This window comes from Xanthobacter sp. 126 (assembly GCF_000526175.1).
Taxonomy (GTDB): Bacteria; Pseudomonadota; Alphaproteobacteria; order Rhizobiales; family Xanthobacteraceae; genus Xanthobacter; species Xanthobacter aminoxidans.
This window is the reverse complement of the sequence record NZ_JAFO01000001.1, coordinates 3774483-3796968: the sequence shown is the minus strand read 5'-3', so window position 1 is coordinate 3796968 and position 22486 is coordinate 3774483. Positions and strand designations below refer to the sequence as shown.

Sequence of the window (22486 nt, the reverse complement as noted above, 5' to 3'; positions counted from 1 at the left end):
CATGCATATCCTCGCCACCACATCGACGAGCCTGGAGGAGTTGGCCGAGCCGGTCGACCTCGCCCAGCCGCCCGGCGACATGGTGGCCCTCTCCTTCACCGACAGCGATCTCATCGGCCTGTCCGCCGCCTGGCGGGCGCGTGGCGGCGCGGTGCCCAGCCTGCGCCTCGCGCGGCTGAAGGATCTGCGCCACCCCATGTCGGTGGACCTGTGGGTGGAGAAGGTCGCGGCCAAGGCGAAGGTGGTGCTGGTGCGCCAGCTCGGCGGGCTGGATTGGTGGCGCTATGGCGCCGAGCAATTGGCCGCCGTGGCCCGCGCCCGTGGCATCGCCCTCGCGCTGCTGCCCGGCGAGGACCAGGACGACCCGCGCCTCGCCGCCCTCTCCACGCTGCCGCAGGATACGCTCGCCCGCTGGCTCGGCTATTTCCGCGCAGGCGGGCCTCAGAACATGGCGGCCCTGCTCGCGGCCATGGGCGAGGCGGCGGGCTTTCCCGCGCCCCATGCCATCCCCGCGCCGCACGCTGTGCCGGCTACCGCCTTTCACCGCCCCGGCGCCGGCCTCGCGACGCTGGAGGAGGTGCGGGCGGTGGGGCGGCCGAACGCGCTCATTCTTTTCTACCGCTCCCAATGGCTCGCCGCCGACACCGCCGCCGTGGATGCGCTGGCGGCAGCGCTGGAGGCGCGGGGCATCGCCGCCCAGTGCCTGTTCGTTCCCAGCCTGAAGGCGCCGGACGCCCGCGCCGCCGTGCGGGCCGCGACGGCGGCGCTCGCTCCCGCCATCATCCTTACCACTACCGCCTTCGCGGCGGGGGACGCGGCCGAGCTGTTCCCCGAGGGCGGTCCGCCCGTGCTTCAGGCGGCGCCCGCCACCACGGCCCGGGAGGCGTGGGCCGGGAGCCCGCGCGGCTTCTCGGCGGCGGACCTCGCCATGCATGTGGTGCTGCCGGAGTTGGACGGGCGGGTGCTGGCCGGCGCCCTCTCCTTCAAGGATTTCGCCCCGCCCGACGCCGACCTCGCCTTCACCGCCGCCATGAACCGGCCGGAGCCGGAGGCGGTGGCCCATGTGGCCGACCGTGCGGCGGCGCTGGTGCGCCTTGCCGCCACGCCCCGCGCCGAGCGGCGGCTTGCTCTGATCCTGCCCGATTATCCCGGCGCCGAGGGGCGCTCCGGCTATGCGGTGGGCCTCGACGTGCCAGAGAGCGCGCGGCGGATGCTCGGAACGCTCGCGGCGGCCGGCTACGGCGCTGGCCCCGTGCCCGACGATGCAAAGGCGCTCCTTGCCGCGTTCCGTCCCGAAGCGGCGCTGACGCTGGAGGCCTATCGCCGCCTCTTCGCCGCCCTGCCGGAGGCCGCCCAGGCCGCCGTCACCGCCGCCTGGGGCGCACCGGAGGACGATGCGGACGTGAGCGACGGCGCCTTTCGCTTTCGCCTCGCTTGCTCCGGCACCATTACGCTGGCCTTCGCCCCCGATCGCGGCGCGAATCTCGACCGGCGGGCGGATTATCACGACGCCAGCCTGCCGCCGCGCCATGGGCTGCTCGCCTTCGGCCTGTGGCTGCGCGCGGGGCTCGATGCCCACGCCGTGATCCATCTCGGCGCCCATGGCACGCTGGAATGGCTGCCGGGCAAGGCGGTGGCGCTGACCCCGGCCTGTTTCCCGCAGGTGGTGATGGGGGCGCTGCCGGTGGTCTATCCCTTCATCGTCTCCAATCCCGGCGAGGCGGCGCAGGCGAAGCGGCGGCTCGCCGCCGTCACCATCGGCCATTTGCCGCCGCCGCTCGCCGGCGCCGGCCTCAGCGAGGCCGAGCAGCGGCTGGAGCGGCTGGTGGATGAATATGCGCAGGCGGACGGCCTCGACCGCCGCCGCCGCGAGCGGCTCGCCGGCCTCATCGTCGAGACCGCCGCCGAGACCGGCCTTGCCGCCACCGCCGGCGTCTCCGCCGCCACCGATCCCGACGAGGCCCTGCGCCGCATCGATGCCTGGCTGTGCGACCTGAAGGATCTGGCGGTGAAGGACGGCCTGCACATCTTCGGCGCCATGGCCGAAGGCGAGGCCGATCCGCTGCACGCCGCCTCGGCGGAGGCGGAAACCCGCGCGCTGCTGACCGCCCTCGACGGCCGCTTCGTGCCCGCCGGCCCGGCCGGCGCCCCGGCGCGGGGGCGGCGGGATGTGCTGCCCACCGGGCGCAACCTCTTTACCGCCGATCCGCGCACCCTGCCCACCCCCACCGCCTGCGACCTCGCCCGCAAGGCGGCGGACGAGGCGCTGCGGCTGATCCTGCAGGAGCAGGGCGATTGGCCCCGCGCACTGGTGCTGGACCTCTGGGGCAGCGCCAGCCTGCGCACCGGGGGCGAGGAGATCGCGCAGGGCCTCGCCTTCCTCGGCTGCCGGCCGGTGTGGGAGGCGGCGACCGGCCGCGTCACGGGCGTGGAGGTGCTGCCCCCCGCCGTGCTCGGCCGCCCGCGCATCGACGTGACCTTCCGCATCTCCGGCCTGTTCCGGGACATCTTCCCCGCCCAGATCGCTTTGCTCGATGCCGCCGTGCGCGCGGTGGCCGCGCGCGACGAGGACGCGAGCGAAAATCCCCTCGCCGAGGCCCGCCGCAAGGGCGAGGACCTCGCCCGCCTGTTCGGCTCCGCCCCCGGCGCGTATGGCGCGGGCATCGAGGCGCAATTACAGCGCGGCGCGTTCGAGACGCGGGAGGAACTGGGCCACGCTTATCTCGCCGCCGCCTCCCACGCCTATGGCGGGGCGGGCGGGACGGCGCGCCTCGCGCCCGGCCTGTTCGCGGCGCGGCTCGCCGAAGCGGATGCGCTGGTGCACGGCGCGGATGATGCCGCCCGCGATCTCCTCGACGGCAGCGAGGATGCGGCTTTCATGGGCGGCTTCGCGGCGGCCGGTGCGGCGCTGGGGCGCTCGGCCCATCTCGTGGTGCTTGACACCACCGATCCCGACCGCCCCCGCGCGCGGCCGCTGAAGGAGGCGCTGGCGCGGCTGGTCCACGGGCGCGTCTCGGCCCGCTTCATCGCCGGGCAGATGCGCCATGGCCCGCGCGGCGCATCGGAGCTGGCGGAGACGGTGGACCGCCTCGTCGCCTTCGCCGAGACCACCGAGCAGGTGCCCGCCGCGCTGCTGGACCGCCTGCACGCGGCCTATGTGATGGACCCTGAGGTGCGCGCCTTCCTGCTCGCGCAGAACCCCGCCGCCGCCCGCGCCATCGCCCGCCGCTTCGCCGATGCCCGGCGGCGCGGCCTGTGGCATGCGCGGCGCAACGACCTCGACAGCGATCTCGACGCCCTCGCCGCCGAAGCGGGCCGGGAGGCCGCGGAATGACGCCGATCCCCCCCACCCGTCGCGGCGCCTGCCCGGCCTTCCTCGCCCCCATGGAGACCGGGGACGGCCTCATCCTGCGCCTTGTCCCGTCCGATGGCCGGCTGTCCCCGGCCCAACTGCGCGGGCTGGCCGACGCCGCCCGCCGCTTCGGCAACGGGATGATGGAGGTGACGGCGCGCGGCAGCCTTCAGGTGCGCGGGCTGGCGCCGGAGACGGTCGGCCCCCTGCAGGTGGCCGTGGTGGCGCTCGGCATCACCCCGCGCATCGGGCTGGCGGTGGATGTCTCGCCTCTGGCCGGCCTTGATCCGAGCGAGATCGCGGATGGCCGTCCGCTTGCCGCCGCCATCCTCGCCGGGGCGGAGCCGCTGGCGGGACGGCTGGGGCCGAAGGTGTCGGTGGTGGTGGAGGGCGGCGGCGCCGTCAGCCTCGCCGGGCAGAAGGCCGATGTGCGCCTTGTCGCAACCGAACCGGGACAATGGGCGCTCACCGTCGGCAATGCGCCGGCCCGCGTGCTGCCAGAAGCGGGAGCCGCGGCCGAGGCATTGGCTGCGCTCGCCTCCATCGCCGCCCTCGGACGGGCGGCCCGCGCCGCCGATTTGTCGGGCTGCGGGGGGCGGGCGCGCCTGGCCGAAGCCGCCGCGCCGCTGGGGCGCATCCCACTTGTCGACGGCAAGCTGGCCTTCGGCTTTGGCCTGCCATTCGGAGCCGGCGATGCCGCGCAGTTCGAGGCCATCGCCGACGCGCTGGACGCCGCCGGCGCACGCGACGTGCGGCCCGCGCCGGAGCGCACCCTCATCGCCACCGGGCTTTCGGCAGGCGCCGCCGACGCCTTCGCGGCGCGCCTCGCCGCCCTCGGCTGCATCACCGCCTCCGGCGATCCGCGCGCCCGCGTCGCCGCCTGTGCCGGGGCGCCGGCCTGCGCCTCGGCACACATTCCCGCCCGCGCGCTGGCGCCGGTTCTGGCAGAGGCGTTCGCACCGCTCCTGGATGGCACGGTGTCTTTGCACCTCTCCGCCTGCACCAAGGGCTGCGCCCATCCTGTGCCGGCCACCCTCGCCTTCGTGGGCATGGACGGCGGCGTCGCGCTGGTGCATGACGGCCCTGCCTCCGGCGCGGCGCGCCCGGTGCGGCCGGTGGCGGACCTTCCCGCCGCCGTCGCATCCCTTGCCGCGACGCTGGCGGCCCGGCGCGCGCCGGGCGAAACCACCCGCGCGCTCCTTTCCCGCCTCGATTTGGCGGGTCTGTGGGCGGGCGCGGCGATGAACAGAACAGACGACGTGACGAGCCGCGCAGAATGATCCTTCCCTTCGATTACGTGCGCGACGGCACGGCCATCTACGAGCGATCCTTCGCCATCATCCGCGCGGAAGCCGACCTCTCCCGCTTCTCGGCGGACGAGGAGGACGTGGCGGTGCGCATGATCCACGCCTGCGGCCTCGTGGAGGCGGCGCGGGACTTCGTGTTCGGCCCCGGCTCGGTTGCCGCCGCGCGCGCGGCGCTTCAAGCCGGCGCGCCCATCCTGTGCGATGCGCAGATGGTGGCCCACGGCATCACCCGCGCGCGGCTTCCGGCCGGCAACGAAGTGATCTGCACCCTGCGCGATCCGGCGGTGCCGGCGCTGGCGGAAAAGCTCGGCACCACCCGTTCCGCCGCGGCGCTGGAATTGTGGGGCAATCACCTCGCCGGGGCGGTGGTGGCCATCGGCAATGCGCCGACCGCGCTCTTCCACCTGCTGGAGATGCTGGATCGCGGCGCGCCGAAGCCGGCGGCAATCCTCGGCATGCCGGTGGGCTTCGTCGGCGCAGCGGAATCCAAGGATGCGCTGGCGGACGATCCGCGCGGCGTGCCCTTCGCCATCGTGCGCGGGCGGCTGGGCGGCAGCGCCATCACCTCCGCCGCCGTGAATGCGCTTGCGAGGGCCGGGCTGTGAAGGGACATCTCATCGGCGTGGGCGTCGGCCCGGGCGATCCCGATCTCCTCACCCTCAAGGCGGTGAAGGCGCTGCAAAGCGCTGATGTGGTGGGCTATTTCGCCAAGGCCGGCAATGTCAGCCACGCCCGCACGGTGGCCGCGGCGCACTTTCCGGCGGGCGCGGTGGAGCTGCCGCTGCTCTATCCCGTCACCACCGAAATCCATCGGCACGACGACGCCTATCGCACGGCCATCGGCGCCTTCTACGACGCCTCCGCCGCCGCCGTGGCCGAGCATCTCATGGCCGGGCGCACGGTGGCGGTGCTGAGCGAGGGCGATCCGCTCTTCTATGGCTCCTACATGCACATCCATGTGCGGCTCGCCGGGCGGTTCCAGACGCAGGTGATCCCCGGCGTCACCGGCATGTCCGGCTGCTGGTCGGAAGCCGGCGCGCCCATCGCGCAGGGCGACGACGTGCTCATGGTGCTGCCCGGCACGCTGGATGAGGCCGAACTGGCGCGGCGCCTCGCCGAGGCGGATGCGGCGGTCATCATGAAGGTGGGGCGCAACCTGCCGAAGATCCGGCGCGCGCTGGCCGCCGCCGGCCGGCTCGACCGGGCCGTCTATGTGGAGCGCGGCACCATGGCCGATTGCGCGCTCATTCCCCTCGCCGAGCGGGCGGACGAGCGCGCGCCCTATTTCGCCATCGTGCTGGTGCCCGGCTGGGAGCGCGCGGCGTGAGCGGGCGGCTGACGGTGGTCGGCCTCGGTCCGGGATCGGCGCGGCAGATGACGCCGGAAGCCGCCGAAGCCGTTGCGGCGGCGGATATCCTGTTCGGCTACATGCCCTATCTCGCCCGCCTGCCGGAGCGGGCGGGGCAGGAGCGGCGGCCTTCGGACAATCGCGAGGAGATCGCCCGTGCGTCCGCCGCCCTTGAGGCGGCCGTGGCCGGGGCGAAGGTGGCGATGGTGTCGGGCGGCGATCCCGGCGTGTTCGCCATGGCAGCGGCGGTGTGCGAGGCCATCGAGCATGGCCCGGCGGAATGGCGGGCGTTGGATGTCGAGATCGTCCCCGGCGTCACCGCCATGCTGGCGGTGGCCGCCCGCTGCGGCGCGCCGCTGGGGCACGATTTCTGCGCCATCTCCCTCTCGGACAATCTGAAGCCCTGGCCGCTCGTGGAAAAGCGCCTCGCGCTCGCCGCCGAGGCCGGCTTCGTGATCGCCCTCTACAATCCCATCAGCAAGGCGCGGCCCTGGCAGCTCGGCTGCGCATTCGAGCTGCTGCGGGAAAAGCTGCCCGGCTCCGTGCCGGTGGTGTTCGGCCGGGCTGCGGGGCGGGCGGACGAGCGCATCGCGCTTGCGACGCTGGCGGAGGCCGATCCCGCGCGGGCGGACATGGCGACCTGCGTCCTCATCGGCACCGCCGAGACGCGCATCGTGCCGCGCGCGGGGAAGTCCCCCCTCGTCTATGCGCCGCGCTCGGCGCCCGCGCCGTGAGCGAGGATGCCGTCGAGCCAAGCCTCGGCCTCGGCCGGGCGCTCCACGGCGGTCACGTCCGGCACCGGCGGGCGGGCGATCAAGATCACCTCGATGCCCAGCGCCCGCGCCGCCGCCATCTTGCCGTAGGTGGCGCTGCCGCCGCTGTTCTTGGCAACGATGGTGTCGATGCCGTGGGCCTTGAGCAGCGCATGATCCTCCGCTTCACCGAACGGCCCGCGCCCAAGCACATAGTCCGCCTGCGGCACGGCCAGCGGCGGCGTGACGGGATCGACGCTGCGCACCAGATAGACATGCTGCGGCGCCGCCTCGAAGGCCCGCACCTCGTTGCGGCCGAGGGCGAGGAACACCCGGCGGGGCGCCGCCCCCAACGCTTCCACGGCAGCAGGAACATCCGCCACCTCGCGCCAGCGGTCCCCCGGCTGCTGCTGCCACGGTGCGCGTCGCAGCGCGAGGAGCGGCACGCCCGCCGCAGCGCAGGCCAGCGCCGCGTTGAAGGACATGCGCGCCGCATAGGGGTGCGTCGCATCGATGACGGCGGCGATGCCCTCCGCCTTGAGATAATCTTCCAGCCCGGCCGGCCCGCCGAAGCCGCCGACGCGCACCGGCACTGGCTGGGGTGCCGGGTTTTCGGTGCGGCCGGCAAGCGAGAGCGTGACGCGGATGTCCGTGCGCGGCGCGAGGCGTGTCGCCAGGGCGCGGGCATCGCCGGTGCCGCCGAGGAGAAGGATGTGGGGTTTCATGGCTGAGGCAGGGGTTTCCATCGCCACCGACACTGCCCCGGCCGGGCGCTGGCTGTCCATCGTCGGCATCGGCGAGGATGGGGCGCAGGGCCTTTCCCCCGCCGCACGCGCCGCCGTTTCCGCCGCCGATATCGTGTTCGGCGGGGCGCGACATCTGGCGCTGGCCGGCGATCTGGTGAAAGGCGAGGGGCTAGTGTGGCCGAGCCCCTTCAGCCTCGATGGCGTGCTGGCCGCGCGCGGGCAGCGGGTGTGCGTGCTGGCCTCGGGCGATCCGTTTCTCTACGGCGTCGGCGCGAGCCTTGCCCGCCATGTGCCTGCGCGGGAGATGGCTGCCTTTCCCGCCCCCTCCGCCTTCGCGCTGGCCGCCGCGCGGCTCGGCTGGGCGCAGCAGGAGGTGGACCTTGTTTCCCTCCACGGCCGCCCGCTGGCCCGCCTGCGGCCCTTCCTGCAGAACGGTGCGCGGCTGCTGCTGCTGACTTCGGACGGTGACGGCCCGGCGCAGGTGGCGGCTTTCGCCACCGCCCACGGCTGCGGCGCCTCGCGCCTCACAGTGCTGGAAGCTTTGGGCGGGCCGGCGGAGCGCATCCGCACCGCCACGGCCGAGGGTTTCGATCTCGGCGACGTGGCCGCCCTCAATGTGGTGGCGCTGGAGGTGCGGGCCGCGCCCGACGCGCCCATCCTGCCCCTCGCTTCCGGCCTCGCGGACGATCTGTTCGAGCATGACGGGCAGATCACCAAGCGCGAGGTGCGCGCGCTCACCCTTTCCTCCCTTGCGCCGCGGCAGGGGGAATTGCTGTGGGACATTGGCGCGGGGGCGGGCTCCATCGCCATCGAATGGCTTCTGGCCCATCCCTCCCTTGCCGCCATCGCCATCGAGGGGAATGCCGAGCGCGCCGCCCGCATCGGCCGCAATGCGTCGCGCCTCGGCGTGCCGCATCTGAGAATCGTGGAGGGTGCGGCACCGGGCGCCCTTGCCGGATTGCCCACGCCGGATGTGATCTTCATCGGCGGCGGGGCCAGCGAGCCGGGCGTGTTCGACACGGCTCTGGCGGCGCTGAAGCCCGGCGGGCGGATGGTGGCCAATGCGGTGACGCTGGAGACCGAGGTCCTGCTGATCGCCGCCCACGCCCGCCTCGGCGGGTCGCTCACGCGCATCTCGCTGGCGCGGTCTGTGGCGGTGAAGGGCATGACCGGCTGGCGGCCCGCCATGCCGGTGACCCAATGGCGTTGGGAAAAGTCCAGAGAGACGACGGACGCGGGAGAGGGCGCATGATCGTGGCCGGGATCGGCTCGAAGCGGGGCGTGTCGGTGGAGGAGGTGATCGCCGCCTTCGACGCCGCCCTGGCGCGCGCCGAGCTTGGGCGGGACGACGTATCCCTCGTCGCTACCCCGGCGATAAAGGGCGGAGAAGCCGGCATCAGCGAGGCGGCGGCGCTGCTCGGCCTGCCCTTGGTGTTGGTGCCGCAGAGCCAGCTGGAGGCCGCCTCCAGCCGGGCCAAGACCCATTCGGAGCGGGTGGTGGCGCTGCTGCGCGTGCCCTCCGCCGCCGAAACCGCCGCGCTTGCGGCGGCGGGGGCGAACGGACGTCTGCTCGGTCCGCGCTTCGCGCTCGGGCCTGTCACCTGCGCGCTGGCGCGGCGGGAGGGTGTGGTTTGACCGTCCATTTCATCGGCGCCGGCCCCGGCGCGGCGGATCTCATCACCGTGCGCGGGCGCGATCTCATCGCCCGCTGCCCGGTGTGCCTTTATGCCGGCTCCATCGTGCCGGCGGAAATGCTCGGCTGGTGCCCGCCGGGGGCGCGCATCGTCGATACCGCGCCGCTCGACCTCGACCGGATCGAAGCGGAATATGTCCGCGCGTTCGCGGCGGGCGAGGATGTGGCGCGGCTGCATTCGGGCGATCTCTCCGTCTACAGCGCGGTGGCCGAGCAGATCCGCCGGCTGGAGCGGCGGGGCATTCCCTACACGCTGACGCCCGGCGTGCCGGCCTTCGCGGCGGCGGCTTCCGTGCTCGGGCGGGAACTCACCGTGCCCGAAGTGGCGCAGAGCCTCGTCATCACGCGCGTCTCTGGCCGCGCCTCGGCCATGCCGGAGGCGGAGAAGCTCGCGACCTTCGCGCAGACGGGGGCGACCCTCGCCATCCATCTCGCCATCCACGCGCTGGATCAGGTGGTGGCGGAGCTGGTGCCCGTGCTGGGCGCGGACTGCCCGGTGGCGGTGGTGGCGCGGGCGACGTGGCCCAACGAGCGGGTGGTGACGGGCACGCTCGGCGACATCGCGGAGAAGCTCGCCGCCGATCCCATCCCGCGCACGGCGCTGATCCTCGTGGGGCGGCCGCTCGCGGCCGAGGATTTCCGCGAGAGCGCGCTCTATGACACCGCTTATGTCCGCCGCTTTCGCGGGGGCGGGGAGTGACCGGCCGCTCAGCGCTTTGCAGGTTGGAGCGGCGCGCGGCCCATGAGGGCACCGTCGCGGTCGAAGACGGTGATTTCCAGCAGAACATCCGCCCGGTCGAGGGCGCGGGCGGCGGTGGTCCAGGCGGCGCGGGCGACGCAATCGCCCAGCGGGAAGCCGGCGGCCGCCGCGATCTGGAAGGCTTCCGCCACCATGTTCGCCCCGGCGATGCGGGCGCAGAGATCGGCGTCGGCACCGGCCTCGGCAGCGAGGCGGGCGAGGGCGGGAAGGTCGGCGCTGCCGCGCTTGGAGTGCAGGTCGAGGAAGCCCTGCGCCAGCTTCGTCATCTTGGCGACGCCGCCGGCCACCGTCACCTTGGGCACGGGGTGGGCGTGAACATATTTCAGCATTCCGCCGACGAAATCGCCCATGTCGATGAGCGCCACCTCGTCGAGGGCGTGCAGCTTCGCCACCGCCGCCTCGGAAGCGGAGCCGGTGGCGCCGGCCACATGGTCGAGCCCCATGGCGCGGGCCACATCGACGCCGCGATGGATGGAGTGGATCCACGCCGCGCAGGAATAGGGCACGACGATGCCCGTGGTGCCCAGCACCGACAGGCCGCCGACGATGCCGAGGCGCGGGTTGAGCGTCTTCAGCGCCAGCGCGGCGCCATCCTCGATGGAAATCTCCACCTCCGCATCGGCCGCGACGCCATGGGCGGCGGCGACCTCTGCGATGCCGGCGGCGATCATGCGGCGGGGCACGGGATTGATGGCCGGCTCGCCGGGCGGAATGGGCAGGCCCGGCCGCGTGACCGTGCCGACACCCGCGCCCGCCTTGAAGGTGATGCCCGCGCCCGCCGCGCCGCGCCGCACGGTGGCGCGGACGAGGGCGCCGTGGGTCACGTCCGGATCATCGCCCGCATCCTTTACGATGCCGGCGGTGGCGGTCTCACTGCCGCGCTCGTGCATGGCGAGGGCGAAGGCTGGGCGGGCGCCGGAGGGCAGCTCCACCTCGATCGGATCGGGAAAGTCGCCCGTGACCAGCGCCGCGAACGCCGCCTTGGCCGCGCCGGCCGCGCAGGTGCCGGTGGTCCAGCCGCGCTTGAGCGGCCTGTCGGGTGCGTCGTCGGCGGTGTCGCCCGTGCTCATGGGCTCCGTGATAGCCGTCCGGGTGCCAGCAAGGAAGGGTGCGCGTCATGAGTGATGCGCCCCGCGGCCTGCTCATCGCCGCCCCGCGCTCCGGCTCGGGCAAGACGACCGTGACGCTCGCCTTGCTGGCGGCGCTGCGTCGGCGGGGCAGGGTGGTGCGGGCCATCAAGTCGGGGCCTGATTACATCGACCCCGCCTTCCATGCCGCCGCCACCGGCCGGCCGGGGCTGAACCTCGACAGCTGGGCCATGCCCCCGGCGCTGCTCGATCATCTCGCCGCACTGGCGGGGGAGGGAGCGGAGATCGTCATCGGCGAGGGGGCCATGGGCCTGTTCGACGGGGTGGCGGTGGAGAAAGGCCGCACCGGCGCGGGGGCGGATGTGGCGGCCCGGCTCGGCCTGCCGGTGCTGCTGGTGCTGGATGTCACCGGCCAGTCGCAGACGGCGGCGGCGGTGCTGCGCGGCTTCATCGGGCATGATCCGGCCGTGCGTATTGCGGGCGTGGTGCTGAACAAGTTGGGCAGCGAGCGGCACGAGCGGATGATCCGGGAGGCGGTCGCGCCCCTCGGCGTGCCCGTGCTCGGCACCGTGCCGCGCACGGCCGACATCGTGCTGCCCGAACGCCATCTCGGCCTCGTGCAGGCGGGGGAGACGGATGACCTGCCGGCCCGCCTCGCGGCGCTGGCCGATCTTGCCGAAGCCCATTTGGACCTCGACGGCATCATCGCCGCCGCCGCGCCGCTTCAGGCCGGGGCGGGGGAGGGGCAAGGGGACAGCAAGGCGCTGCTGCCCCCGCCGGGCCAGCGGATCGCGCTGGCGCAGGATGCGGCCTTCGGTTTCGTCTATGCCCACATGCTCGCCGGCTGGCGCGGGCAGGGGGCGGAAATCGTGCCCTTCTCGCCGCTGGCGGACGAGGCGCCGGACGCGAGCTGCGACGCGCTCTGGCTGCCCGGCGGCTATCCCGAGCTGCATGCTGGCCAGCTCGCCGCGGCGGAGCGCTTCCGCGCTGGAGTCCATGCCTTCGCGGCGGCGGGGAAGCCGGTGCATGGGGAGTGCGGGGGTTATATGGCGCTGGGCGCCGGCCTCGTCGATGCAGTAGGCGTGCGCCATGCCATGCTCGGCCTGCTGGAGCTGGAAACCAGCTTCGCCAAGCGCCGCATGAATCTGGGCTACCGGCAGGCGCGCCTCATCGCCCCCTCGCCGCTGGGACCGGAGGGGGCGTGGGTGCGCGGCCACGAATTCCATTATGCGACGGTGCTCTCGCGCGGAGAGGACCAACCCCTCGCCGACCTCTCGGACGCCGAAGGCCGCCCCCTCGGGCCGGCCGGCAGCCGCCGGGGCAGCGTCACCGGCAGCTTCTTCCACGCCATCGCGCGGGAGTGAGGCTCAGGAATTGCCGCTGCGCACCGCCACGGTGGCGATTCCCGCGCCGATGAGCAGGGAGCCGCCCGCCTTGTTGATGGCGCCGAGCACACGCGGGCTGCGCACCGCGCGGCGGGCGCGGGAGGCGGCGAGCGCATAGGCGAGCGCATTGAGGAAGGCGAGGGTGAGGAACGTCGCCTGAAACACCAGCAACTGCGGCAGGAAGGCCGCGTGCGGGTCGAGGAACTGGGGCAGGAAGGCCACGAAGAAGGTAATGCTCTTGGGGTTCAGCGCCGTCACCAGCCAGGCATGGGCCATCATCTTCAGCGGCGCGGAGCGTTCCGTGCGCGGCGCCGCGTCGAGCGTCCCGCCCGCGCGCCAGAGCTTGATGCCGAGATAGACGAGATAGGCCGCACCCGCCCATTTCACCGCGAGGAACACGCTCGCCGAGGCGGACAGCAGCGCGCCCACGCCGAGCATGGACAGGGTCATGGCCGTGAAATCGCCGAGCGCGACACCCACCGCCATGGGCAGCGCCGTCCGCCACCCCTGCCCGAGGGCATAGGACACCACCAGCAGCACGGTGGGGCCGGGAATGACGAGGAGGACGGCCGAGGCCCCGGCGAACGCCGCCCAGGTCTCAAGCGTCATCGATCCCAACACGACATCAAAACCCACGGCCGTTTCCTTTGTGCTCCTCATGGAAACGCAAAGGATGGCCGCAGCCGGAGGAGGCGGTCAACTGCCGCCTCCGCGGTGTGAATCGCCCCCCGGCGCCACTCAGGCCTTTGTCGCCGTCAGCGCCAGGATGCGCTTGGCGATGATGAGCGCGAACGGAATGGCCACGACCGCGCCGGCACCGGCCGCGATGGGGATGAGGCGCATGTCCTGCCCGGCCAGCGAAGGGATGGACAGGACGGCCAGCACCGCAGCACCCGCAAAAGTGGTGGCAAGCACGAGCCAGACGAGAATCGCGATCTTGAGCATGACAAAGCTCCCGCGGGCAGACGCTCAACTTCTAGCCCCTTCCCCAACGGCGCCCTTGACGCGGATCAACGGGAGATGGCCGCCGCATGTCGCATGCGTTTAGAGCATGACCGGATCGGCCGAAGCGGCGTTATAGTTCTCAGAGGCGCGCCGGTCCGCCGGGCCGCATGCACGCCCGGTTCCCCACGGGAGGGACGCGATGCAGTGCCAGAACAAGGAAGACGATTTCCGCCAGGCCGTGCTCGACATCGTCGGCCACAAGGAAGGTCAGGCCATCATCATCCAGGTGGTCGGCGGCAACACCATCACCGGCTTTGCCCCTTTGAGCGTCGGCAAGGATTATCTGCGCTGCCAGGTGGCGGTGGGGATCGGGCAGAAGGAGCAGATCGTGCCCTTCCACTCCATCACCTGCGTGCGCTGAACATCTGCGTGCGCTGATACCGACCCACTGGTCCGGTCCCGGCTGATCGTATATCCCACGGGCACCGCCGCGCCCGGTACGAGCGCGCGCCCTCCGGCATGCCACGGCCGGAGGCAGCAAGACCCAAGGAGCATGTCCATGGCCGCCACCCAGCCCGCCTTCACGTCCGAGCCCCACCGTTTCACCCTGCTGCGCGACAAGATGCTGATCGGCGGGGCGTGGGTGGATGCCGATGGCGGCGAGACCATCGAGGTCAACAATCCGGCCACGGGCGCGATCATCGGCACCATTCCGAAGGCCGGCGCCGCCGAGACGCGCCGCGCCATCGAGGCCGCCGCCGAGGCCTTCAAGACCTGGCGCGCCACCACCGCCGCCGAGCGCGCGGCCAAGCTCCACAAGCTCGCCGACCTCATCACCCAGAATGCCGACGAGCTGGCGCTCATCCTCACCACCGAGCAGGGCAAGCCGCTGGCCGAGGCCAAGGGCGAGGTCGGGGGCTCCGCCGCCTATGTGCGCTGGTTCGCCGAGGAGGCCCGCCGCCTCTATGGCGACGTGATCCCCTCGCCGTGGCCCAACCGCCGCATCCTCGTCACCAAGGAGCCGGTGGGCGTGTGCGCGGCGGTGACGCCGTGGAATTTCCCTTCCTCCATGCTCTCGCGCAAGATCGGCGCGGCGCTGGCGGCCGGCTGCACCGTGGTGTGCAAGCCCTCCGAGCTGACCCCCTATTCGGGCCTCGCCTGGGGCGTTTTGGCGGAGATGGCCGGCATTCCGGCCGGCGTGGTCAACATCGTGGTGGGCGATGCCCCGGCCATCGGCGGCGAGATGACCTCCAACCCGGCGGTCAAGAAGGTGACGTTCACCGGCTCGACCCCCGTGGGCAAGCTTCTGATGAAGCAGTCCGCCGAGACCATGAAGAAGGTGTCGCTGGAGCTGGGCGGCAACGCGCCCTTCCTCGTGTTCGACGACGCCGACCTCGACCTCGCGGTGGAGCAGGCCATCGCCTCCAAGTATCGCAACGTGGGCCAGACCTGCGTCTGCGCCAACCGCTTCTATGTGCAGGCGGGCATCTATGACGCCTTCGCCGCCAGGTTCGCCGAGGCCTCGAAGCAGCTCAAGGTGGGCAACGGCGTGGATGCCGGCGTGGTGGCCGGCCCGCTCATCGACGCGCGGGCGCTCGCGAAGGTGGAGCGGCTCCTGAAGGACGCCCTCGACAAGGGCGCCACCGTGCTCACCGGCGGCAAGCAGCCGGCGCTGGGCGGCACCTTCTTCGAGCCCACCGTGCTGGCCAATGCCACGCAGGACATGGCCTTCGCCCGCGATGAGATCTTCGGTCCGCTGGCGCCGCTGTTCAAGTTCGAGACGGAGGAACAGGCCGTCTCCTATGCCAACGACACTGAATACGGCCTCGCCTGCTACTTCTTCACCAGGGACCTCGGCCGCGCCTTCCGCGTTTCCGAGCAGCTGCAGTACGGGCAGGTGGGCGTGAATGCCGGCGTCATCACCACAGAGGTGGCGCCCTTCGGCGGCGTGAAGGAGAGCGGCGTCGGCCGCGAGGGCTCCAAGTATGGTTGCGACGACTACCTGAACATCAAGTACGTCTGCATGGGCGGGATGTGAGGCGGTAGGGTCCCTCGCAGCACAACACCAGCGTCATGCCCGGGCTTGTCCCGGGCATCCACGTGGTACGGCCGGGAGTGAATCGCTGAAGTCGCCGCCTGCGGCCCGACGTGGATGGCCGGGACAAGCCCGGCCATGACGGTGGTTAAGAGACTGTCGTCCGGCGCCCTATGGGGCCGACCCTCACGCCTCGAAATTGAAGGCGATGCCGATCCGGTTCCAGGCGTTGATGGTGGCGATCGCCACGGTGAGGAACATCGCCTCGTCCGCCGAGAATTCCTCCAGCACCGCCTCCCAGGCGTCCTGCGAGGCCGCGCCGGTGCCGAGCAGTGTCAGCTCCTCGGTCCAGGCCAGCGCCGCCTTTTCCCGTACGGAGAAGGCGGAGGCCTCCTCCCAGGCTGCGAGCAGGTCCAGCTTGTCCTGCGCGACGCCGGCCTTGCGGGCGATGCCGAGGTGGAACTTCAGGCAGAAGGCGCAGCCGTTGATCTGCGAGGCGCGCACCTTCACCAGCTCGGTCAGCCCCTTGTCGAGGCCGGACGCGTCCACGCCCTTGGTGAGGGCGGCAAGGCCGGCATAGATATCCGGCGCGCGCTCGGTGAACGCCTTGTAGGTGGGGCGGGCGTAATCTTCGGACATGTCAGGCCTTTCGGGGATCAGCTCTTCAGCCTGTAGCCGGTGCGGAACATCCAGCGCACGATGAGGAGGCAGGCGATGAGGAAGGCGAGGGTCATGGCCGCGCTCACCTCCACCCGCACGTCCGACGTGCCGAAGAAGCTCCAGCGGAAGCCGGCGACGAGATAGACGACCGGGTTGAACAAAGTGACCGTGCGCCACACCGGCGGCAGCATCTCCAGCGAATAGAAGGTGCCGCCGAGGAAGGTCAGAGGCGTGATGACCAGCATGGGGATGAGCTGCAAGCGCTCGAACCCGTCTGCCCAGATGCCGATGATGAAGCCGAACAGCGAGAAGGTGACGGCGGTGAGCACCAGGAAGGTGAGCATCCAGAACGGGTGCCGCACCTCCATGGGCACGAACAGCGCGGCCGTGGCGAGGATGATGAGGCCGAGCAGCGTCGATTTCGTCGCCGCCGCCCCCACATAGCCCGCGACGATCTCGAACGGCGAGACCGGAGCCGAGAGCAGCTCGTAGATGGTGCCGGTGAAGCGCGGGAAGTAGATGGCGAAGGCCGCGTTGCTGATGGATTGCGTCAGCAGCGTCAGCATCATCAGGCCGGGCACGATGAAGGCGCCGTAGGGCACGCCCCCCACCTCCGACATGCGCGAGCCGATGGCCGAGCCGAACACCACGAAATAGAGCGAGGTGGAGAGCACGGGCGAGACGATGCTCTGGCCGATGGTGCGGCGCGTGCGGTTCATCTCGTAAGTGTAGATGGCGCGGATGGCTTGAAGATTCACGAGCGCCTCACCAGGCTGACGAAGATGTCCTCAAGGGAACTTTGCTCCGTGTGGAGGTCGCGGAAGGCGATGCTCTCGGCGGCCAGTGCCTCCAGGAGGTCGGCGATGCCGTGGTCGCGACCCTCGGCCCCCTCGACGGTGGCCGCATAGCTGTAGGTCAGGCAGCCGCCGCCGTCGGAGAGCGTGAGGTTGAACGGGGCAAGGCGCGCCGGGATCGTTGCGAGGGGAGCCGCCAGTTCCACCGAGAGCTTCTTCTTGCCCAGCGTCTTCATCAGCGCGGCCTTCTCCTCCACGAGGATCAGCTCGCCCCGGTTGATGACGCCCACCCGGTCGGCCATCTCCTCGGCCTCTTCCAGATAATGGGTGGTGAGGATGATGGTGACGCCGGAATCGCGCAGCTCGCGCACGAGGCGCCACATGTCGCGCCGCAGCTCCACGTCGACGCCGGCGGAGGGTTCATCGAGGAACAGCACCTCCGGCTCGTGGGCCAGCGCCTTGGCGATGAGCACGCGCCGCTTCATGCCGCCCGAGAGGGTCATGATGCGCGCATCGCGCTTCTCCCAAAGCGAGAGGCTGCGGATGACCTTCTCCACATAGGCGGGGTCCGGCTTCTTGCCGAACAGGCCGCGCGAGAAGCTCACCGTCGCGAACACGCTCTCGAAGGCTTCGGCGGTCAACTCCTGCGGCACGAGGCCGATGCGCGAGCGGGTCTCGCGATACTGGGAGACGATGTCGAAGCCGGACACCGTGACCGTGCCGGCGGTGGGCTTCACGAGGCCGCAGACGATGGAGATGAGGGTGGTCTTGCCCGCGCCGTTGGGGCCGAGAAGGGCGAAGATCTCGCCGCGCCGGATGTCCAGCGAGACATTGTTCAGGGCCGTGTGACCCGTGGCGTAGGTCTTACTGAGGCCTGAGACGGTGATGACGTTCGGCATGGGCGCCTTATAGCGCGTTCCGCCCGGGGGTGGACCCGGGCGGATGTAAATTCTGAATTCGCGGGGGTGTCGGAAGCGGCTCCGGTGAAGCGGCTCGGCTCAGGTTTCCTGAATGGCGCTGAGCAGCCACGGGCCGGCGCCGAAGGGACCGCGCTCGCGCACGAAGGTCCAGATCTCCGTGGTCTCGCCGACGGCGGGATTGCCGGAGACGACGCGGCCGCTGGCGCGGTCCACCATCTGGTCCTTGATGGCGTAGCGCATGGCCACGGTGGCGTAGTCGCGCATGCCCTCGCGCCAGGCCTCGGCCACGTCGCCCTGCAAGAGCTTCACGTCGGAGACTTGGTTGCGCAGGCCCTTCTCCGCATTGGCGCGCAGCTCGTCGCCCAAGAAGCCGAACATTTCCGGCGTGGTGTTGGCCTTCAGCTCGCCCTGGTCCTCGCGGGAAAAGGCGGTCTGGATGGTGGCGAGCAGGCGCTCGAACGTGTCGAGGTCCGCCGGTTGCACGCCGATCTCGTCGGTCTTGCCGCCACGGGCCGCGGGCGCTGTGTTGGGCTGGGGCGGCACGGAGCCGCCGGCCGTTCCGCCACCCATTCCGTAGCCGGGAGTCGGGCCGCTGTTCATGGGTCCGCTGTTGGGACCGCCGGGCATCGGTCCACCCGCCATGGAGCGGCCGTAGCCGGCGGCGGCGGGGGTGGGGTTTCGGCCGCGCAGCAGGCGCATCACGAGATAGATGGCGCCGCCGATGAGGGCCACCTGCAGCAGCAGGCCCAGAATGCCGGCCATGCCGCCGAGGCCGCCGCCGAACAGCATGCCCACAAGGCCGCCGATGAGCAGGCCGCGCATGAGCGCGCCGCCGAAGCCGTTGCCGAACATGGAGGGGCGCGCCGCCGTCTGCGGCCGGGCACCGGGATTGGTGGCCTGCGGGCCGGGCTGCGGCGTGGTGGAGCGCTGGATGGGCGCCGCAGTGCTCGGCGCGGTCTGGGTCGGGGCCGGCGTCGTGTAGGTCCGGGTGCCGCGGCTGCCGAAGGAGCCGCCCTGCCGGGCGTCGGCCTGATCGGCAACGACGAGGCTCAGCCCCAACGCCACGGCCACCGCCACCATCCCGGAAGCCTTGCGCGAACCCATCCACGAACCCTTGCGAAATCTAGACATCTGTCCTCGATCCTCCCGCGCGGTGACTTGCGCACCGCTGCGTGTGCCGACGGACATATGGGAGGGGCGGCGGGATTTGCGAGGGGTGGGCGCAATAGAATTTCCCTTACGTCATGTCGACGCCTGCGCCGCCGGCCTGAATGCTGCCGCGGGGAGAGGTCGCGCTTTCCCGCCGGTGGATCGCGCTGCTAAGGTCCGCGCAGCCCCGGCCGACCGAGTTGCGGAGAACGTGATGCCTGCCTTCGATCCCAGCGTTTCGCGCGGCACCTGCATGCGCGCCCGCGCCAAGCTGGCCGCCGCGCTTCTCGCCGGCTTCGCCGCCACCGTACTGGCGGTCGCATCGGCAGGCGCGGAACCCCTCGGCGTCACGGTGCGCAACGAGAGCGTGAACGCCACCTGCGCCGAGACCGACAATGTGACGCTGAAGCTGGTGTCGGACGACGTGCAGAAGTTCAACATCAGCGTCCGGCATCCCGCCTATGTGGGCATGCTCCTGGCCGACAACACCGCGCCGGACTGGGAAACCTGCGACATGTCCGGCGACCCGGTGGTGCCGGCCGATGCGAAGGCGCCGCTGCCGCCCTCCGCCGCCAACCCCGCCGCCAAGCCCGGTGCCAATCCCGCCGCCGCCTCCCCCGCCGCGCCGAAGCGAATCACCATCTTCGAGACGCCGGACATGTGGCTGACCGGCTTCATCTTTCCCTCTTTCTGGCGCGCCGCGACGGTGCCCGTCCGCATCGGCGGAGACGTGACGCAGGGCCTGCACATGGTGCAGCTCTGGATGCGCGTGGACGGCAGGGCCGAGGAGGTGCTGGTGATCTACCCGCCGGACGGCTACATGCGCGCCCGCCCCATGTCGCCGGCCCACATGCGCGATACTGCCTATGGCTCCTCCTTCCTCGTCGGGCCGGTGGAGCAGGCGGAACGGCCCATCGTGCGGTTGAAGGAGGTGGGCTTCACCCCGCAGACCCGCACCTTCACGCTCCATTACGCGGCCGGCGGGAAGGCGCGGATGCAGGTGGTCAAGGTGGGCTCGGATGAGCTGCGCCTCGAGGTCCAGCTCGACGGCACCCCGCCCGGCACCTTCGCGGCCCTGCGCTCCATGTATGTGACGGAAGGTAATGCGGATGTCGCCCGCGTCGCGTGGCGCAGCCTCGGCACCGGCAAGGGCGGAGCCGGCGGCCTCATGGGCGAGGCGCCGGTGCTCTCCTTCGCCGACGCGCAGAACGTCTCCATGCTGTGGGCCGGCCGCCTCGTACCCTCGCGTCACAACACCAGCGCGCCGGATTTCATCTTCGACGGCTTCTCTGGCCGCTGAATCTACCGCATGATACCGCGGTTTGTTGCATTTTGCGATTCGTGCGAAAACTACGAGCCACGATGTCACTTGAAACGCAGGGTGGCCGACGCGTAAGTCGTGCGCGCGACGGGGATAGGAGGGATCCTCCGCCGTGATCCTGCGCCGGCTCGAAAGGCCGGCCAGCCCTCATCAGGGTGAGATGCGCCCGTACATCATGCAGCCGGTGGGGCCGCCGACGATGAAGCCGCCGGTCCCCGAGGCCAAGGACAGCCCCACCGGAGCGGACGGCCTGCCGTCAACGCCGCAGGAAACGGCTGCCCCCCTGCATGCGCTGGCGCCCAACGGTCCGCCCGGGCCGCGCGGCTCCGTCGTCGATCTCCTCACCGACCTCGTCCTGTTCGCCTTGTTCTATGGCGGTCTCGTCATCGCCTTCACCGAGCTGGGGCGCCGGCTCGGCGTCTATCCGGCGGTCTGGCCCACCAATGCGCTGGCGGTGGGCGTCTATTTTCTCATGTTCCGGGATGCGGTGGGGCGGCTCGCGACGGTGGTCGCCCTCGTCTCCATGGTCGTCCACCTGTCGATGCAGGGGCAGGATATCGGCTCGGCGCTGGCCACCGGCTGCGCCAACGCGCTGACGTTCGCTCTGGTGGGCTGGGGCTGCGTGCGCGCGGGCATGGAGCGCGGCGCGCTGCGCAGCGTGCCCATGGTGGTGAGCCTCGGCGTGGTCGCCGTGGCCGGCACGCTGCCGGGCGCCATCATCACCGCCTTCGTCGAATTCCTCGAGACCAACGGCACGTTCGGACCGCTGCTGCTGCGCTGGTGGATTCCCGAGATGGCGAGCGTGGTGCTGCTGCTGCCGCCCTTCCTGCTGTGGCACGGCCGCGCAGAGGACGAGGGCCTGCGCGGCTCCGAGGGCCACCGCCCGACAATCTCCCGCGAGGAGGAACTGGCCTTCGCCAGCCTCACGCTGGCCGCGACGCTGGCCGCGAGCGCCTATTATGGCGAGTCGCTGCTGCGCGACCTCGGCGGCGCCATCCTCCTGTGGTTCGCCTTCCGCCTCGGCCTGTTTGCCACCGCGGTCGCCTCCAGCGCCTATGCCCTCGCGGTGCTGGGGCTGGGCATGGCCCAGGTGTGGCCGCAGCCGGTCTCGCCACCGCAGGCCTCGGCCGATCTCGTTGTCACCATGCTGCGCCTGCAGGCGCGGCTCGTGCTGGTGATGCTGCCGGCGCTGCTGATCGCCGCCATCATGGCCCAGCGCTGCCGCCAGCAGCGCGAGGTGCAGGAGGATCGCCGCCGCCTCGCTTATGCGCTGGAAGGCGCCAATGACGGCATCTGGGACTGGCACCTGCCGTCCGACGCCGCGTTCTTCAGCGCCCGCGCCCACCGGATGCTCGGCCTCGAGCCCAACGACGTGAAGAAGCGGCTCTCCGACTACGGCCAGATGGTCCATCCGGAGGACCTGCCCGCCGTGGCCAAGTCGCTGAAGGACCATGCCGAGGGGCGCCACCTCCTGTTCCAGGCGGAGATGCGGGCGCGGCACCGCAACGGCAGCTGGCTGTGGGTGCTGGTGCGCGGCAAGGTCGTCGAGCGTGATCCGGCGGGACGGCCGACGCGGGCGGTGGGCACCGTCACCGACATCTCCCAGCGCAAGCACCTGGAAGCCGCGCTGGAGCACGCCGCCTCCCACGACCCGTTGACCGGCCTCGCCAACCGCGCCGGCTTCGACCGGGCGCTGGAGCAGGCGCGCCGCCGCCTCGTGCGCGACGGCGCGCTGTTCGCCGTGGTGCTCATCGACATCGATTATTTCAAGTCGGTCAACGACCAGCATGGCCACATGGCCGGCGACCTGCTTCTGACCACCGCGGCGCGGCGGCTGCAATCGGCCATCCGCGCCGGCGACCTTGTGGCCCGCTATGGCGGCGACGAGTTCGCCATCATCGCCGCGGGCAAGAGCCGGGAAGAGTTCGCCGCCATGGCGGACCGCCTCCACAAGCACCTCTCGCGGCCGGTGGAGGTGGAAGGGCTGGTGCTGCCCGCGTCCTTCTCCCTCGGTATGGCGGTGGCGGACGACCGCACGCTGGATGCCGCCGCCCTCATCGCCGAGGCCGACACGGCCCTCTATGCGGCGAAGGACGCGGGACGCGGCACCTGGCGCGCGGTGGGCATTGCCCCCCGCAATGCCGAGGACGCCGCCCACGAGACCCCGCGCCGCCAGATGCTGCCGCGCTCCGGCCTGCGCGCCGACCGCCGCCCGCCGGAGTAGAGACCGG

Annotated in this window: 21 protein-coding genes; 13 read left to right on the top strand and 8 right to left on the bottom strand. The window is 71.7% G+C overall.

Annotated elements, in window-relative coordinates:
- Position 1: 1 nt before the first annotated feature.
- The 5 genes from cobN to XAN126_RS0118045 are packed head-to-tail and all read left to right on the top strand — an operon-like array spanning position 2 to position 6741.
- Complete coding sequence (cobN, locus tag XAN126_RS0118065; protein WP_024279986.1) at positions 2 to 3334, top strand: cobaltochelatase subunit CobN; 3333 nt, start codon at positions 2 to 4, stop codon at positions 3332 to 3334.
- Positions 3331 to 4632 carry a precorrin-3B synthase gene (gene cobG, locus XAN126_RS0118060; RefSeq protein ID WP_024279985.1) on the top strand — a complete coding sequence of 434 codons (1302 nt, stop codon included), beginning with the start codon at positions 3331 to 3333 and terminating at the stop codon, positions 4630 to 4632. The genes cobN and cobG overlap by 4 nt, the downstream gene beginning before the upstream one ends.
- Positions 4629 to 5264, top strand: a complete 636-nt coding sequence (locus XAN126_RS0118055; protein WP_024279984.1) for a precorrin-8X methylmutase — start codon at positions 4629 to 4631, stop codon at positions 5262 to 5264. Before cobG ends, XAN126_RS0118055 begins: the two co-directional genes overlap by 4 nt.
- Entirely contained in the window at positions 5261 to 5986 is a 726-nt protein-coding gene (locus XAN126_RS0118050; protein WP_024279983.1) for a precorrin-2 C(20)-methyltransferase, read from the top strand. Before XAN126_RS0118055 ends, XAN126_RS0118050 begins: the two co-directional genes overlap by 4 nt.
- On the top strand, positions 5983 to 6741 hold the full coding sequence (locus XAN126_RS0118045; RefSeq protein WP_024279982.1) for a precorrin-3B C(17)-methyltransferase: 759 nt from the start codon (positions 5983 to 5985) through the stop codon (positions 6739 to 6741). The genes XAN126_RS0118050 and XAN126_RS0118045 overlap by 4 nt, the downstream gene beginning before the upstream one ends.
- Here XAN126_RS0118045 and XAN126_RS0118040 read toward each other — a convergent pair.
- Positions 6711 to 7484: a cobalt-precorrin-6A reductase gene (locus tag XAN126_RS0118040; RefSeq protein WP_024279981.1), complete on the bottom strand. Its 774-nt coding sequence runs from the start codon at positions 7482 to 7484 to the stop codon at positions 6711 to 6713. The genes XAN126_RS0118045 and XAN126_RS0118040 overlap by 31 nt on opposite strands.
- Between XAN126_RS0118040 and XAN126_RS0118035 the strand changes: the two genes are divergently transcribed.
- The 3 genes from XAN126_RS0118035 to cobM are packed head-to-tail and all read left to right on the top strand — an operon-like array spanning position 7483 to position 9898.
- Positions 7483 to 8757: a bifunctional cobalt-precorrin-7 (C(5))-methyltransferase/cobalt-precorrin-6B (C(15))-methyltransferase gene (locus tag XAN126_RS0118035; protein ID WP_029877354.1), complete on the top strand. Its 1275-nt coding sequence runs from the start codon at positions 7483 to 7485 to the stop codon at positions 8755 to 8757. The two genes, XAN126_RS0118040 and XAN126_RS0118035, sit on opposite strands and share 2 nt — an antisense overlap.
- The gene (locus XAN126_RS0118030; RefSeq protein WP_024279979.1) at positions 8754 to 9140 is read left to right on the top strand and encodes a cobalamin biosynthesis protein; all 387 of its coding nucleotides are present in this window, start codon (positions 8754 to 8756) and stop codon (positions 9138 to 9140) included. The genes XAN126_RS0118035 and XAN126_RS0118030 overlap by 4 nt, the downstream gene beginning before the upstream one ends.
- Positions 9137 to 9898 carry a precorrin-4 C(11)-methyltransferase gene (cobM, locus tag XAN126_RS0118025; protein ID WP_024279978.1) on the top strand — a complete coding sequence of 254 codons (762 nt, stop codon included), beginning with the start codon at positions 9137 to 9139 and terminating at the stop codon, positions 9896 to 9898. Before XAN126_RS0118030 ends, cobM begins: the two co-directional genes overlap by 4 nt.
- A gap of 8 nt (positions 9899 to 9906) precedes the next feature.
- Here the strand turns inward: cobM and XAN126_RS0118020 are convergent, their stop codons facing one another.
- Positions 9907 to 11028, bottom strand: coding sequence for a cobalt-precorrin-5B (C(1))-methyltransferase (locus tag XAN126_RS0118020; protein ID WP_038225289.1), 1122 nt, complete (start codon positions 11026 to 11028; stop codon positions 9907 to 9909).
- A gap of 47 nt (positions 11029 to 11075) precedes the next feature.
- Between XAN126_RS0118020 and XAN126_RS0118015 the strand changes: the two genes are divergently transcribed.
- Positions 11076 to 12410: a cobyrinate a,c-diamide synthase gene (locus tag XAN126_RS0118015; protein ID WP_024279977.1), complete on the top strand. Its 1335-nt coding sequence runs from the start codon at positions 11076 to 11078 to the stop codon at positions 12408 to 12410.
- Positions 12411 to 12413: 3 nt separating this feature from the next.
- On the opposite strand, the gene XAN126_RS0118010 is transcribed toward XAN126_RS0118015, so the two are convergent.
- Both XAN126_RS0118010 and XAN126_RS0118005 read right to left on the bottom strand, forming a co-directional pair.
- Entirely contained in the window at positions 12414 to 13040 is a 627-nt protein-coding gene (locus tag XAN126_RS0118010; protein WP_024279976.1) for a LysE family translocator, read from the bottom strand.
- A 129-nt stretch (positions 13041 to 13169) separates the two neighbouring features.
- Positions 13170 to 13376: a hypothetical protein gene (locus XAN126_RS0118005; protein ID WP_024279975.1), complete on the bottom strand. Its 207-nt coding sequence runs from the start codon at positions 13374 to 13376 to the stop codon at positions 13170 to 13172.
- Positions 13377 to 13575: 199 nt separating this feature from the next.
- On the opposite strand from XAN126_RS0118005, the gene XAN126_RS0118000 reads away from it, so the two are divergent.
- The gene (locus tag XAN126_RS0118000; RefSeq protein WP_024279974.1) at positions 13576 to 13797 is read left to right on the top strand and encodes a hypothetical protein; all 222 of its coding nucleotides are present in this window, start codon (positions 13576 to 13578) and stop codon (positions 13795 to 13797) included.
- A 201-nt stretch (positions 13798 to 13998) separates the two neighbouring features.
- A complete protein-coding gene (locus XAN126_RS0117995; protein ID WP_197024123.1) occupies positions 13999 to 15414 on the top strand; it encodes an NAD-dependent succinate-semialdehyde dehydrogenase in 1416 nt (471 codons plus the stop codon).
- Positions 15415 to 15597: 183 nt separating this feature from the next.
- Here XAN126_RS0117995 and XAN126_RS0117990 read toward each other — a convergent pair whose 3' ends face one another.
- The 4 genes from XAN126_RS0117990 to XAN126_RS0117975 all read right to left on the bottom strand — a co-directional run bounded on the left by XAN126_RS0117990 (position 15598) and on the right by XAN126_RS0117975 (position 18889).
- Positions 15598 to 16050, bottom strand: a complete 453-nt coding sequence (locus XAN126_RS0117990) for a carboxymuconolactone decarboxylase family protein (RefSeq protein ID WP_024279972.1) — start codon at positions 16048 to 16050, stop codon at positions 15598 to 15600.
- 17 nt (positions 16051 to 16067) lie between these two features.
- Positions 16068 to 16829: an ABC transporter permease gene (locus tag XAN126_RS0117985; RefSeq protein WP_024279971.1), complete on the bottom strand. Its 762-nt coding sequence runs from the start codon at positions 16827 to 16829 to the stop codon at positions 16068 to 16070.
- Entirely contained in the window at positions 16826 to 17764 is a 939-nt protein-coding gene (locus tag XAN126_RS0117980; RefSeq protein WP_024279970.1) for an ABC transporter ATP-binding protein, read from the bottom strand. Before XAN126_RS0117980 ends, XAN126_RS0117985 begins: the two co-directional genes overlap by 4 nt.
- Positions 17765 to 17863: 99 nt before the next feature.
- The gene (locus XAN126_RS0117975) at positions 17864 to 18889 is read right to left on the bottom strand and encodes a TIM44-like domain-containing protein (RefSeq protein WP_024279969.1); all 1026 of its coding nucleotides are present in this window, start codon (positions 18887 to 18889) and stop codon (positions 17864 to 17866) included.
- Positions 18890 to 19148: 259 nt separating this feature from the next.
- Here XAN126_RS0117975 and XAN126_RS0117970 point away from each other — a divergent pair, with 259 nt between their 5' ends.
- Both XAN126_RS0117970 and XAN126_RS27275 read left to right on the top strand, forming a co-directional pair.
- On the top strand, positions 19149 to 20234 hold the full coding sequence (locus XAN126_RS0117970) for a hypothetical protein (protein WP_029877351.1): 1086 nt from the start codon (positions 19149 to 19151) through the stop codon (positions 20232 to 20234).
- Positions 20235 to 20454: 220 nt separating this feature from the next.
- On the top strand, positions 20455 to 22479 hold the full coding sequence (locus tag XAN126_RS27275; protein ID WP_155982345.1) for a sensor domain-containing diguanylate cyclase: 2025 nt from the start codon (positions 20455 to 20457) through the stop codon (positions 22477 to 22479).
- The last annotated feature ends 7 nt before the right edge of the window (positions 22480 to 22486 follow it).

What these genes read in the sequence shown, in the direction of transcription:
- cobN (WP_024279986.1), top strand. Translation starts at nt 2, where the DNA reads ATGCATATCCTCGCCACCACATCGACGAGCCTGGAGGAGTTGGCCGAG.
- cobG (WP_024279985.1), top strand. Translation starts at nt 3,331, where the DNA reads ATGACGCCGATCCCCCCCACCCGTCGCGGCGCCTGCCCGGCCTTCCTC.
- XAN126_RS0118055 (WP_024279984.1), top strand. Translation starts at nt 4,629, where the DNA reads ATGATCCTTCCCTTCGATTACGTGCGCGACGGCACGGCCATCTACGAG.
- XAN126_RS0118035 (WP_029877354.1), top strand. Translation starts at nt 7,483, where the DNA reads ATGGCTGAGGCAGGGGTTTCCATCGCCACCGACACTGCCCCGGCCGGG.
- XAN126_RS0118040 (WP_024279981.1), bottom strand. Translation starts at nt 7,484, where the DNA reads ATGAAACCCCACATCCTTCTCCTCGGCGGCACCGGCGATGCCCGCGCC.
- XAN126_RS0118030 (WP_024279979.1), top strand. Translation starts at nt 8,754, where the DNA reads ATGATCGTGGCCGGGATCGGCTCGAAGCGGGGCGTGTCGGTGGAGGAG.
- XAN126_RS0118020 (WP_038225289.1), bottom strand. Translation starts at nt 11,028, where the DNA reads ATGAGCACGGGCGACACCGCCGACGACGCACCCGACAGGCCGCTCAAG.
- XAN126_RS0118015 (WP_024279977.1), top strand. Translation starts at nt 11,076, where the DNA reads ATGAGTGATGCGCCCCGCGGCCTGCTCATCGCCGCCCCGCGCTCCGGC.
- XAN126_RS0118010 (WP_024279976.1), bottom strand. Translation starts at nt 13,040, where the DNA reads ATGACGCTTGAGACCTGGGCGGCGTTCGCCGGGGCCTCGGCCGTCCTC.
- XAN126_RS0118005 (WP_024279975.1), bottom strand. Translation starts at nt 13,376, where the DNA reads ATGCTCAAGATCGCGATTCTCGTCTGGCTCGTGCTTGCCACCACTTTT.
- XAN126_RS0118000 (WP_024279974.1), top strand. Translation starts at nt 13,576, where the DNA reads ATGCAGTGCCAGAACAAGGAAGACGATTTCCGCCAGGCCGTGCTCGAC.
- XAN126_RS0117995 (WP_197024123.1), top strand. Translation starts at nt 13,999, where the DNA reads ATGCTGATCGGCGGGGCGTGGGTGGATGCCGATGGCGGCGAGACCATC.
- XAN126_RS0117990 (WP_024279972.1), bottom strand. Translation starts at nt 16,050, where the DNA reads ATGTCCGAAGATTACGCCCGCCCCACCTACAAGGCGTTCACCGAGCGC.
- XAN126_RS0117980 (WP_024279970.1), bottom strand. Translation starts at nt 17,764, where the DNA reads ATGCCGAACGTCATCACCGTCTCAGGCCTCAGTAAGACCTACGCCACG.
- XAN126_RS0117975 (WP_024279969.1), bottom strand. Translation starts at nt 18,889, where the DNA reads ATGGGTTCGCGCAAGGCTTCCGGGATGGTGGCGGTGGCCGTGGCGTTG.
- XAN126_RS0117970 (WP_029877351.1), top strand. Translation starts at nt 19,149, where the DNA reads ATGCCTGCCTTCGATCCCAGCGTTTCGCGCGGCACCTGCATGCGCGCC.
- XAN126_RS27275 (WP_155982345.1), top strand. Translation starts at nt 20,455, where the DNA reads ATGAAGCCGCCGGTCCCCGAGGCCAAGGACAGCCCCACCGGAGCGGAC.